The following is a 12,414-nucleotide window of genomic DNA, read 5'->3' on the forward strand; positions in this document are numbered from 1 at the left end:
CACGGAGGTGCCTGGATGCCACGCGAAGTGCGCCTGCTGATCGTGGCGCGGGCGGTCAACAGGCTCGGCGCGTTCTCGCTGTCCTTCCTGACCGTGCTGCTGAGCGCCGGGTTCGGCGCTTCGCCGCAGCAGGCGGGGCTGATCTCGGCCGCGTTCGGGCTGGCGACGATCCCGTCGCGGCTGCTCGGCGGCTACCTGGCCGACCGCATCGGCAGGCGCACGACGATCGTGCTCGGGCTGGCCGGATGCGCGGCGGCCCAGATCGGCATCGCGGCGTCCGGGTCGGTGGCGATGGCCGCGGTGTTCGCGGTCCTGCTGGGGCTGGCCTTCGAGATCTACGAGCCCCCCAGCCAGGCGATGGTCGCCGACGCGGTGGGGCCGGAGGACAGGCCCAGGGCGTACAGCCTGTTCAACGCGGCCCTGGCGGCGGCCGGTCTGGGGGCCGGGCTGATCGCGGCCACGGTGGGGCGGTGGGACCTGCGGTGGTTGTTCGTGGCCGACGCGCTGAGCTGCCTGGCGTGCGCGCTCGTGGTACGGCTGGCGCTGCCTCCTGGCCGCCCCGCCGTACGGGAGAAGGCCGAGGAGGGGCCCGCGGGGGTGTGGCGGGATCGGGCGCTGCTGGTGATGCTCGCGTGCGGCACGCTGTTCGCGACCGTCTACATGCAGGTGGTCGTGGCGCTGCCGCTGGCCCTGGCGGGCGCGGGCCTGGAGGCGGCCGACGCGGGCGTGCTGCTGGCGGTGTCCGCCGTCACGATCGTCGCCTGCCAGCCGTTCCTGCGCGTCCAGCGCGCCACCGTCGCGCTGACCTGGGGTGCGTTGCTCATGGCCGCCGGGCTGGCCGGATATGCGGTGTCCGCCTCGCTGCCCGCGCTCATCGCCTGGACCGTGGTGTGGAGCGTGGGCGACGCGCTCATGGCCGGACGGCCGCAGGCCGTCGTCGCCGGGCTCGCGCCGGTCCCGGCGCGCGGCAGGTACCTGTCGGTCTACGGCCTGTGCTGGGGGGTGGCCACGATGCTCGCACCCATCACGGCCACCCAGCTCCTCGCCCGGCTCGGCCCGGCCGGGATGTGGGCGGTGACTGCCGCCGCCTGCCTGCTCATGGCCGCCGTGCAGGCGCCCGCCGTCAGGTACGCACTGCGGCGAGGCGACGAGCGCGAGCGGGAGCAGCGGCCACCCACAGCGCCACCCCGATGTACAGCGCCTGCTCGGGGATCCGCAGCCACAGCGGCGTCGCCTCCCCGCCGTTGAACTCCGCGCCGGACACGGCCGCGTAGATGTTGGCGGGCAGCAGCGCCACGAACAGCGCGGCCAGGCACAACGCGGCGGCCCTGCGGGTCGTGGCCAGCACGAGCCCGGCGGCGCCCATCAGCTCCAGGACGCCGGTGAGGTAGACCACGAGGTCGGGCAGCGGCACGAACGGCGGAACCATGCGGACCAGGTCGGCGTGGTTGGGCATGACGGTGACCCCGGCGGGCACGAAGTGCGCGCTCGCCGCCATGACCACCATGACGGCCAGCGCGTGCGCGGCGCTCGCCCGCCAGGTGCCGAACCTGGTGACGCCGAGCCGTCCGGCGAGCCGGAAGGCGAGCAGCCCCGCGACGAGGACGATGACGAGTTCCATGCGAACCCCTCCATTGGATAGCTGTCCTATCTAAGATAGATAGTTGAGCTATCCAATGCAAGGATTTATTCCGGAAGGGGCGTGGCCGGCTCCGGCGGCTTGAAGACGACCGGCGGCGCGCCGATGCCCAGCACGACAGGACCCGGCGGGTCGATGAGCATCCCACCGGCCGGATCCTGCGTCACCACGGTCCCGCCGAACTCCTCGCTCGACGGCGTGAACACCGTGCGCCCCCGCAGTCCGAGCCCGGCCAGGAACCCGAAGGCCTGGTTCTGCCCGAGCCCGATCAGGTCGGGCACCTCCACCGCGCCGCTCTCGTCGAAGTCGAAGGCGTTGCGGTGCGGCTCATCGCCGCTCACCGCCGCCTCGGCGCTCAGTTGCAGGTGCGCGACCAGCTTCCTGGCCGCGCCCTCCACCCGGTAGCCCTCGAACCGCAGCCGCCTGGCGCCCAGCGCACCGGCCAGCCGTACGGTGACCTCCTGGCCGGCCACCGCCTGCGAGGCCCACGGGCGGCCGTCGGCGTACGCGTCGAGCTGGTCGAAGCCCTGGACGGCGAGCCGTACGACGAGCGCGTCGTCCACGGCGGCGGCCGACAGCAGCTCCAGCCTGCGCACCGGCTCCGCCTTGAGCAGCGCGCCCGCCGCCTCCAGCAGGTCGACGTTGCCGGACAGCACGTCGCGCCTGGTCAGCTTGTGCGTGACGTCGGCGCGCACGCCCAGCTCCTCGACCGGCGTCCCAGCCGACGGACCGACGCGCAGCGAACGCCGTACCGCGACCCGCATGCCCGTCCCCGCGGGCAGTGACCGGTACGGCGAGGCCCCGCCCGCGTCCTCGTGGTCGTGCAGGGTCGTCAGGAGCTGGTGCGTCCAGACGTTGGCGCCGCCCGCGCCGGTGACCGGGTCGGTGCCGAGGACCTTGCCGATGGCGTGGTCCTGGAAACCGGCGGCGAACAGGTCGGTGGCCGAGTAGCAGCGGGCGTCGACGACCAGCACGACCGGGCCGTGGTAGCGCTGCCCGACGGCGTTGGCGAAGGCGGCCGAGGTGATCGGGAAGGAGGCCGAGAACACGTCGCCGGTCTCGGCCGACTGCTCCATGGAGGCGTACCACGGCTGCAGGTCGATCAGCCCCTTGGTCTTGCCGCCGTGCTTGGCGACCAGGCGCAGGTTGAGCGGGCTGTTGAGGAACTGCGTCGGCTGCGGCTCGATCCGGTTCGGTGTCAGGAGCTGCAGCATGCCCTCGGCCGCAGGGGCCAGGCCGCCGCCGTTGCCGCGCACGTCGACGATCAGGCCGTTCTGCGGCAGCAGCCCGATGAGCCTGATGACCTCGTTGACGAACCGGGCGGCGTTCTCGACGTGGAACGTCCACACGCGCAGGTGGCCGAACTCGCCCGAGGCCGTGCTCACCTTCCTGGCGCGGAACACCTTGGCGAACTCCGGCCGCACCTCGATCTCGTCCGCCGCGCGTTCAGCCGGGGCGAACAGCGCCTCCTTGACCCGGCCGAGCAGCTCGGCGTGCAGGTCGAGCGCGGCGGCGACGGCGACCTCGTTCGCCTCGTCGGCGTCGGGCAGGCGCGGGTTGACCGCGACCCGCCAGTCCTCGGTGATCGTGTCCTCCTGGCCGCCCGGGGTGACGTAGCGAAGGGTGACGTGCTCCTCGTACGGCGGCAGGTGCTTGATCAGCGGCCGCACCGTCAGGGAGTCGAGGCCGCGGGCGAAGCGGGCGGCCGAGTTGCTGCCCGCGTATCTGGCGGCGTTGAGCTCGACCGCCCTGCGGATCGGGATGTCGTTCCAGTGCGTCACCATCACGCCGGGCTCGAACCCGGTCGCGCTCTTCGGCGGCCGGTACCAGTCGGGCAGCGCCGTCACCACGAACCTGCCGTCGGCCTCCTCGATGAGGAACGGCAGGTAGGCGGTGACGTCAGCGAACGGCCGTGGCAGCAGGTAGTTGGTGTGCAGGTCGCGCAGCGAGTGGAAGATCTCCAGCAGCTCGGCGTGGAAGTCCCGCTCGGGTCCCATGGTGTTGTCCGTGACCCTGGACAGGCGGGCCTGTACGGCACGCAGCCGGTGCAGGGGGCTCACGCCGTGCGCGGTCACCTTCAGCGGCAGGTGCACGTAGTTCTGCTCGATCATCAGCAGCGCCTGGTTCACGATGAGCCGGCGCTCGGCGAGGCTGAGATCGGCATCAGCCTCGTTCATGAAGTCGATGAGCGTCTTGTCGGTCATCCAGCCACGATGCGCCTATTTCCGCATCCCAGCATGAGTAGCCCCTACCTACGCCGGCCAGCAAGATTGTCGGACCTCACCGGTAATGTCCCGCCCACCCCAAGATCAAGGAGCACGTGTGAACCCGTGGCGGGAAGTCGTCGAGCGCCTGGAATCCAGCGACACCAAGGGCCTGGTCAAGATCCTGGACGGGCTGACCGACCAGGACAGGAAGGAGGTGGCCGGGGAACTGCCCGGCCTCCTGGCCGAGCGGCTCGCAGCGGACGCCTGGTGGCGCTGGCTGGACGACGACCGCGCGACGGGGCTCCGCCTCGCCGGAGCCGCCTGCTTCGGCGGCGCGGCACAGGTGGCCGGGTGGCTGAACCGCCGCGGGCTCGCCGGTCGCAGGTCCGACGCCTCGCACCTCCTGCCCGTGCTGGAACGACGGTCGGCGGAGTGGCGCGCGGACCTCGCCGTCCGCCTGGTGGAACGGCTGCGCCCGTCTTCCGAGGCGGGCTGGTGGCTGGCGGAGCACGGTATCCCCGGCTGGGAACTGGCGGCCGACCTGATCCACGCCACCGGCATCGAGCCGCCGGACAACGACGCCTTCACCGCCGGGTGGATCTGGCACCTGACGGGCCGCATGTACATGAGCGGTCAGGCGGGTGCGGTGGCCGCCGACCCGCTGCTCGACGTCATGGTCCCCCGCCTGTTCCACGCGCAGGGAGTGGCGGCGGCGCTCACCTGGCATCACGAGACCACCATCGCGGGCGAGCTCGTCGCGCTGGCCGAAGCGGGACGGCTGCCGCGCGGGACCCTGCTCGACGGGTGCGTGGAGCGGTTCATCCTGGGCGGTCAGGCGGCCGAGCTCAGCCCGTTCGTGTCCCTCTGGAAAGCCATGAGAGCTGAGCTGGCCGAGATCCCCGTGCGTGACTTCGTCAGGCTCCTGCCCGCCGCGGCTTCCCCCGTGGTGCAGCTCGCCGCCGACGAGCTGCGCCGTGCCGACGCGGCGGGCCTCGTCGACGACAGCTTGTTCGCTGAGGCCGTTCAGGCGCTGGTGTTCCGTACGGAGAAGAAGTACGTGACGCAGGCGCTGCAGTGGATGGCCAAGGCGGCGCCGGCCAGGGCGGACGGCGCGCTGCCCGCCCTGGCCTCGGTGTTCGGTCAGGACAAGCCCGCGTTGCGCGACCGGGCGGTACGGCTGGCCGTCCAGCTGGCCGCCCACGCCTCGGGGGAGACGGCGCGGGCGGTGCGGGAGGCCGCGGCCACACTGCCCGACGGGCCGCGCGCGGAAATCGAGGCCGCCTTCGGAACCGTGCGGGCGGTGCGGGCAGCGCCGCTGACCGTGGGAGCGCCCGTCGCCCAGCCGCTGCCCGCGCTGCGGCCGCCGATCGCCTCACCTGACGAACTGGCCTACGAGCTGGAGGGGATTCGGTGGCCGGACGAGCCCACGCAGTACGAGCGGGTCCTGCAAGGGTTGGTGGAACTCTCCCATCGCGACCGCGCGTCCGTGGTCGATGCGCTGCGTCCATGGTGGCTGAAGAACTGGCAGGGCCCGTTCGCATCGGGCATCGGCAGGTCGGGAATGGACTCCGAGCCGCGTCCGCTGCTCGTGCGCTGCGCCGTCGCGATCGCCTCCCCTGACGCCAGCAGAGCATTGACCGCCGCTCTCGCGGACGAGCCGCAGCAGCCGGACCGGGCGCTCGACGTCTTCCTCCAGCGGCGTTTCCAAGAGGTCATCGCGCTGTTCGAGAGCGGTGCCACCCTGCCCACGCTCCTCGCCACGCCGACCGAGCCCACCGGCCACGTCGACCCCGCGACGCTGATCGACAGGCTCGAGCGGCTGGGAGGGACAGCACCTCTCCCCGTCGACCTCCAGCAGGCGCTGCTGCGGCTTCCCCGGGAGATCGCCGCTCCCCAGCGCCTGAAGCTCGCCGCGTGGCTGCGTGACGGCGGGCTGCCCGATCCCGAGGTGATCGTGGCGACCGAGACCGTCCGGCGTCCTGCCTCGCTCACCTACTACACCACCGAGCAGGCCGACCTCCGCGAGGTACACGCGCGGATGACGCCGGACGCCGCGCTGCCCCCGCTCCTCGCCATGCTCTGCGCGCTGGAACCGAGGTCGGGTTATCCCGCCTACTCTGATCAGCTGGGGTGGTGGCCGTCCATTCTGCCCTCCCATCGTGAAGTCGTAGCCGCTCACCTCCTCGAGTGCCTGCCCGCCAGCCTCGACAGCACGGACGGCCAGGTCGAAACCCTCGCGGCCCTGGTGCACGGCGAAGGCCCGGTTGGGGCCGCCCTCGGCTGCGCGCTGACCGTGGGGATGGGGCACCGGCTGCCCGCGCAGCGGGCGTGGGCCGTCGACGCTCTGGTCACCCTGGCGGCGCGTGGCGACGCTCCGGCCGCCGACCTGGGGTGGGCCGTCGCGGAGCTCGTCGGGCTCGGGACGGTCAAGCTCAACAGGGTCACCGCGGTGCTCGACGAGGCGACGGCGAGCGGCGCGCACGGCCTCGTGTGGGCGGCGCTGGCCGAGGCGCTGCCGCGGTTGCTGCCCGAGGGCGGGGAGAAGCCGGTGGCGGGGCTCGGTGAGTTGCTGGCCGTGGCCGCGGCGGCTGCGGAGCTCTCCGGGGCGCGCGGGGACGTCTCCCGGCTGGCCGGGCTGGCGGCGCGCCGGGGGAGCAGTCGTGTGGTCGAGGAGGCCCGGCGGCTTCAGCAGGTGCTGAGCGCGGGTTAGCGGCTGAGGGCGCGGGCGGCTTCGATGAGGGGGACGTGGCTGAAGGCCTGCGGGAAGTTGCCCACCAGGCGGGCGTAGCGGGGGTCGTACTCCTCGGCCAGCAACCCCACGTCGTTGCGCAGGGACAGCAGGCGTTCGAAGAGGGTCACGGCCTCCTCACGCCTGCCCTGCATGGCCATGACCTGGACGAGCCAGAAGCTGCACGCCAGGAACGCGCCCTCGCCGCCCGGCAAGCCGTCCACCGCGTTGTCCTCGGCCACCGGATAGCGCAGGACGAAGTCGTCGGACATCAGCTCGCGTTCGATGGCCTCCACGGTGCCCGTCACCATCGGGTCGTCGGGCGGGAGGAAGCCCACGATGGGGATGAGCAGCAGGGAGGCGTCCAGCTCTGAGGAGCCGTACGACTGGGTGAAGGTGTTGCGTGCCGCGTCGTAGCCCTTGTCGCAGATCTCGGCGTGGATCTGGTCCCGCACCGCGCGCCACCGGTCGACGGGGCCCGGCCGTCCGAAGCGTTCCACCTGCTTGATGGCGCGGTCCATCGCCACCCAGCACATCACCTTGGAATGCGTGAAATGCCTGCGCGGCCCGCGCACCTCCCACAGGCCCTCGTCGGGCTCGTCCCAGTGCTCCTCGACGTAGTCGAGCATCTCGCGCTGGATCGCCCACGCGCGGTCGTCGGCCGCCAGGCCCGAGGTGCGCGACAGGTAGAGGCAGTTCATCACCTCGCCGTACACGTCGAGCTGCAACTGGTCCACCGCGCCGTTGCCGATGCGCACCGGCCTGGAGTCCTCGTAGCCGGCGAGCCAGCCCAGCTCCATCTCCGGCAGGCGCCGCTCGCCGCCCACGCCGTACATGATCTGCAGGTCCTGCGGCCGCCCGGCGATCGCGCGCAGCAGCCACATGCGCCACGCCTGGGCCTCCTCGGTGTAGCCGTTGCCGATGAGCGCGTCGAGCGTCATGGTGGCGTCGCGGAGCCAGCAGAACCGGTAGTCCCAGTTGCGCACGCCGCCGATGTCCTCGGGCACCGAGGTGGTGGGGGCGGCGACGATGCCGCCGGTCGGCTCGTAGGTGAGCGCCTTGAGCGTGATGAGCGAACGGACCACGGCCTCGCGGTAGGGGCCCTGGTAGGTGCACTTGGCCACCCAGTCGGCCCACATGGCCTCGGTCTCGTCGAGCTGCTTCTCGGCGGAGATCTGGCGGGGCATGGGCTCGTGGGAGGGGTGCCAGGTGTAGACGAAGGGGATCCGCTCACCCGCCTTGACATGAAAAGTCGCGACATGGGCGTAGTCGCCGCCCTTGAGGGGAATGGGGGAGTGCAGCCAGATCGAGTCCGGGCCGCCGATGGCCTGCAGGTGGCCGTCGGTGCGGCGCACCCACGGGACGATGCGGCCGTAGTCGAAGCGGACCCTGAGCTGGGTGGACATCTCCACGGTGCCGGACACGCCCTCGACGATGCGCACCACGTCGGGGTTCTTGTCCCTGGGTGGCATGAAGTCGATGATCCGTACGGTGCCCGTCGGCGTGTCCCACTCGCTCTCGAGGATGAGCGTGCCTTCGCGGTAGCTTCGGCGGTCGGCGGGTCTTCTGCCGGTGGGGCCCAGCCACCAGTGGCCGTTGCGGTCGGTGCCCAGGAGGGCGGCGAAGCAGGCGGGGGAGTCGAACCTGGGCAGGCAGAGCCAGTCTATGGAGCCGTCGCGCCCTACGAGGGCGGCTGACTGCATGTCCCCGATGAGGGCGTAGTCCTCGATCCGCATGGACCGACGCTAACAGGGCGTAAGGCGATCACACGGTTGCGTCAGATCATGTCGCGTCATGAAATGACACAACCGTGCGATCACGTCATCAGGCCCAGCGAAGGTGGGCGTCTCTTCAAGGACCTCGCGGACCTCGCGGCGTCACGGGCCGGGCTTCACGGCGTCAGGGGCCGGGCCGCACGGGCCGCATGGCCTCACGGATCCCGTGGCCCCTCGGTCCCCAAGATCCCTGGGTCGCCCAGGTCCGTGCGGTCCGTGCGGTCCGAGGAACTCCGGGGTGGGGAGACCTCGGGGGTCGGAGGCCGTGAGGGAGATCTGGGGGAGGAGGCCCCAGGGGGCTTCCCTGCGGTTCTTCTTTGGCTCGGGGAACACGCGGTCAGGTGAGGGGGAACCAGCGGGTGAAGAGTTGGGTGAGGGGGCCGATGGCCAGCGCGAAGACCAGCGTGCCGATCCCGACCGTGCCCCCCAGCAGCCACCCCGCCGCGAGCACGGTGATCTCGATGAGGAACCGGCCCAGCCGTACCGACAACCCCAGCCTCATCAGCCCCGTCATCAGCCCGTCACGCGGCCCAGGGCCCATCCCGGCTCCGATGTACAGCACCGTGGCCAGCGCGATCGCCACCACGGCGCCGACCAGATAGACCCAGCTCAACACCCCGGAAGGCGTGGGAAGCACCCAGATGGCCGCGTCGGCGAAGAGCCCGAGGAAGACCACGTTGCTGAGGGTCCCCAGGCCGGGCTTCTGCCGCAGCGGGATCCACAGCAGCAACACCAGCGCCCCCACCCCGATGATGACCGTCCCGATCGACACCCCGAGGCGCAGGCCGACCCCCTGGTGGAAGACGTCCCACGGATCGTTGCCCAGCCCGGACTCCACCTGAAGCCCGATCCCAGCCCCATAGAGCGCCAAACCACCATAAAGGCGGATAAGTCGGGAAGAAAGCGACCCAAGGGACGGCATGGCGAGTTCAGTCATGAGACCACCCTGGCAGCGCAGTGGTTTGCATTAACAGGGCCAATCATGAAAAGTGGCCTTATGAGGCATTTGACGGCCACCCAGATCGCCAGGTTGCTCGACGTCGACCGCACCGCCAGGCCCTACTACCGCGCCCTGGCGCAAGCCGTACGCGGCCTCATCAGAGACGGCCAGATCCCCGTCCACGTCAGGATGCCCGCCGAGCGCCACCTCGCCGAGACCCTCCAGGTCAGCCGCACCACCGTGACCGCCGCCTACGACCAGCTCCGCGAGCAGGGCTACCTCGGCAGCCGCCAGGGCTCGGGCAGCTGGACCAGCCTCCCCGACCCGGCGACCACCTCCGACAACCCCTGGCTGTCCGTCGACGACGACGGCCTGCTGCAACTGCACTGCGCCGCCCCGCCCGCCACCTCCCGCCTCCAGCCCGCCATGGTCGCCGCCGTCGAGGACGTGCCCCGCTACGCCATGGGCACCGGCTACGACCCGATGGGCCTGCCGCACCTGCGCGAGCGCATCGCCGCCCGCTACACCGAGCGCGGCCTGGCCACCAGGCCCGAGCAGATCCTCGTCACCACCGGCTCCCAGCACGCCATCCAGCTCGTCATGAGCCTGCTCGTCGGCCAGGGCGACCCGGTGATCGTGGAGTCGCCGACCTACCCGCACGCGATCGACGTGGCCCGCCAGCACGGCGCCAGGATCGTCCCGGTCGGCATCTCGCAGGAGGGCTGGCAGCTCGACCTGGTGTCGGCCGCCATGCGCCAGTCAGGCGCCCGGATGGCCTACCTCATGCCCGACTTCAACAACCCCACCGGCGCGCTCATGGACGACGCCACCCGCGCCGCCATCGTCGGCGAGGCCAGGCGGAGCGACACCATCCTGCTCATCGACGAGACCTGGGCGGAACTGGCCATGGACGAGGTGCCGCGCACCGCCGCGATGGCCGCCTTCGACACCGACAGCCGGGTGATCAGCATCGGCTCGGCGTCCAAGCTGTGGTGGGGCGGGCTGCGCATCGGGTGGGTACGGACCACGGCGGCGCTGGCCCGCCGCCTGGCGGTCCAGCGGTCGGCCGTCGACATCGCCAGCCCGGTGCTGGAGCAGCTCGTCGTGGCCAGGCTCTTCGACGAGTTCGCGCAGACCAGGGCGGAGCGGAGCCGTACGCTGCGCGCCTCGCGCGACGCGCTCGTCGCCGCGCTGCGCGAGCACCTGCCGGAGTGGAGCTTCAGCGTCCCGCGCGGCGGCGGCACCCTGTGGATCAGGCTCGACCGCGGCGGCGCCACCCCGCTCGCCGAGGCGGCGGCCCATCACGGGGTACGGCTGGCGCCCGGCCCGTGGTTCGGCGTCGACGGCGCGCTGGAGGGCTACCTGCGCCTGCCGTTCACGCAGCCGCCGCAGGTGCTGGCCGAGGGGGTCGCCAAGATCGCCGAGGCGCGCCGCCGCGGTCCCGTCGGTCCCAGGCCGACGGGCGCATCGCTCATCCCTACGGTGTGAACCGGTAGAACAGCCACGAGTCATGCTCGATCGGCAGCAGCTCGACCGCCGAGAACCCGGCCTCCAGGCCCAGCGCCCGCACGGTTGAGGGCCTGATGCAGGTGCCGATCGCGGCGGACGGCTGCTCGACCAGGCTCGCCGGCAGGCACATCACCGCGCTCCACGCGTAGTGCGCCCGCTCCACCCGGTCGCCGGGCGCGGTGAACTCCTCGGCGACCCGCTCCTCCATCACCAGCACCACGCCGTCGGCCGCCACCTGGCTCTTCGCCGTGCGGAGCACCGACACCGGGTCGGCCATGTCGTGCAGGCACTCCAGCACGCAGACCAGGTCGTAGTCGCCCTCCAGGGTGGCGGCGTCGCCCGCGCGGAAGGTGACCCGGTCGCCCAGACCGGCCGCGTTCGCCTGGGCCTGCGCGATGGAGACCGGGTCCAGGTCGATGCCGTCGACGCTGGTCAGCGGGTAGCCGCGGGCGATCGCGATGCTCGACCAGCCGGTGCCGCAGCCCAGGTCGGCGACCCTGGCCCCGGCGGTCAGCCTGGCGTGCACGTCGGGCAGCGCTGGCAGCCACTCGGCCGCCAGGTGGTGCAGGTACTCGGGGCGGTTCTCGTCGCCCGCCCCGTTGCCGCCCTGCTCGCCGTACGCGGAGGCGGGGACGCCCGCGCCGGACCTGAACGCCTCGCGCACCAGGGGGAGCGCGCGCACCACGTCGAGCGCGTTGTAGGCGGCCGGGACCCGGTGGAGCAGGCTGTCCGGATCGAGCAGCACCTCGGCGTGCTCGCCGGGCAGGCTGAAACGCCCGTCCTCCGCGACCAGGACCGCCGCGACGGCCTGCTGCTCCAGCCACTCGCGCGCGTAACGCTCCGCGATGCCCGCGCGGGCGGCCAGCTCGGCGGGTGTCGACGGGCCCAGCTCGCGCAGCGCCGCGTAGAGCCCGAGTTCGGCGCCGAGCCACACGTGGCTGAGCTCCAAGGTGTGCAGGACGGCGTCGGAAAGCCGGTCGGCGAGGGTCATACCGGCAAATCTAGTCGTTCATCCCGTTGGCGAGGGGGGCGCGCCAGCCGTACCGCATGGCCAGGATCCGCAGCCCGAAGGCGATCACCGCCGACGTCAGGATCGCGGGCCAGCCGTGCAGGTCGACGGCGTACAGGGCGGCCATCGTGGCCGAGCCGAGCGCGGCGGGCAGCGCGTAGAGCTGGCGGTCGTAGAGCAGCGTCGGGATCTCCCCGGCCAGCAGGTCGCGCAGCACGCCGCCGCCGACCGCCGTGGTGACGCCCAGCAGCGTCGCGTGCAGCGGCGTCAGCCCGAACGCGAGCGCCTTGTCCGTGCCGACCGCGCAGAACAGCCCGAGACCCGCCGCGTCCAGCACGAGGATGAACGGCATGAGCCGCTGCACGTGCGGGTGCCAGAAGAACACGATCACCGTCGCCACGATCGGCACCACCACGTAGCCGATGCTCTCGAACGCCGCGGGCCTGAGGTTGAGAATGAGGTCGCGGACGACACCGCCGCCGAGCGCGGTCATCTCGGCGAGTACGGCGATGCCGACGATGTCGAGGCGTTTGCGCACGCCCATGAGACCGCCACTCAGGGCGAAGACGAAGATTCCGACGAGATCCAGCAGTTCCGACACGAGGGA

The 12,414-nt window shown here is 72.0% G+C and carries 8 protein-coding genes and 1 pseudogene; 3 read left to right on the forward strand and 6 right to left on the reverse strand.

The genetic code is table 11. From position 1 onward, the window contains the following. Nucleotides 1–15: 15 nt before the first annotated feature. A pseudogene (locus tag ACIBG8_RS00675) lies at nucleotides 16–1,110 on the forward strand (MFS transporter); the annotation flags it as partial. 13 nt (nucleotides 1,111–1,123) lie between these two features. On the opposite strand, the gene ACIBG8_RS00680 reads toward ACIBG8_RS00675, so the two are convergent. Both ACIBG8_RS00680 and ACIBG8_RS00685 read right to left on the reverse strand, forming a co-directional pair. Beyond that, on the reverse strand, nucleotides 1,124–1,621 hold the full coding sequence (locus tag ACIBG8_RS00680; protein WP_397340300.1) for a hypothetical protein: 498 nt from the start codon (nucleotides 1,619–1,621) through the stop codon (nucleotides 1,124–1,126). 65 nt (nucleotides 1,622–1,686) lie between these two features. Then, nucleotides 1,687–3,843, reverse strand: a complete 2,157-nt coding sequence (locus ACIBG8_RS00685) for a S41 family peptidase (RefSeq protein ID WP_397340301.1) — start codon at nucleotides 3,841–3,843, stop codon at nucleotides 1,687–1,689. 118 nt (nucleotides 3,844–3,961) lie between these two features. Between ACIBG8_RS00685 and ACIBG8_RS00690 the strand changes: the two genes are divergently transcribed. Further along, entirely contained in the window at nucleotides 3,962–6,556 is a 2,595-nt protein-coding gene (locus ACIBG8_RS00690) for a DUF6493 family protein (protein ID WP_397340302.1), read from the forward strand. Here ACIBG8_RS00690 and ACIBG8_RS00695 read toward each other — a convergent pair. Both ACIBG8_RS00695 and ACIBG8_RS00700 read right to left on the reverse strand, forming a co-directional pair. Continuing rightward, the gene (locus ACIBG8_RS00695) at nucleotides 6,553–8,310 is read right to left on the reverse strand and encodes a glycoside hydrolase family 15 protein (protein ID WP_397340303.1); all 1,758 of its coding nucleotides are present in this window, start codon (nucleotides 8,308–8,310) and stop codon (nucleotides 6,553–6,555) included. The genes ACIBG8_RS00690 and ACIBG8_RS00695 overlap by 4 nt on opposite strands. A 376-nt stretch (nucleotides 8,311–8,686) precedes the next feature. Next, a complete protein-coding gene (locus ACIBG8_RS00700; RefSeq protein ID WP_397340304.1) occupies nucleotides 8,687–9,286 on the reverse strand; it encodes a YitT family protein in 600 nt (199 codons plus the stop codon). A 60-nt stretch (nucleotides 9,287–9,346) separates the two neighbouring features. Between ACIBG8_RS00700 and ACIBG8_RS00705 the strand changes: the two genes are divergently transcribed. Beyond that, nucleotides 9,347–10,777 carry a PLP-dependent aminotransferase family protein gene (locus ACIBG8_RS00705; RefSeq protein ID WP_397340305.1) on the forward strand — a complete coding sequence of 477 codons (1,431 nt, stop codon included), beginning with the start codon at nucleotides 9,347–9,349 and terminating at the stop codon, nucleotides 10,775–10,777. Here the strand turns inward: ACIBG8_RS00705 and ACIBG8_RS00710 are convergent. Together ACIBG8_RS00710 and ACIBG8_RS00715 are read right to left on the reverse strand one after the other, a co-directional pair. After that, a complete protein-coding gene (locus ACIBG8_RS00710) occupies nucleotides 10,767–11,789 on the reverse strand; it encodes a class I SAM-dependent methyltransferase (protein WP_397340306.1) in 1,023 nt (340 codons plus the stop codon). The two genes, ACIBG8_RS00705 and ACIBG8_RS00710, sit on opposite strands and share 11 nt — an antisense overlap. Nucleotides 11,790–11,799: 10 nt before the next feature. After that, nucleotides 11,800–12,408, reverse strand: a complete 609-nt coding sequence (locus ACIBG8_RS00715; protein WP_397340307.1) for a trimeric intracellular cation channel family protein — start codon at nucleotides 12,406–12,408, stop codon at nucleotides 11,800–11,802. Nucleotides 12,409–12,414 lie beyond the last annotated feature (6 nt).

This window comes from Nonomuraea sp. NPDC050556, assembly GCF_044457355.1.
In the GTDB taxonomy this organism is placed as follows: domain Bacteria; phylum Actinomycetota; class Actinomycetes; order Streptosporangiales; family Streptosporangiaceae; genus Nonomuraea.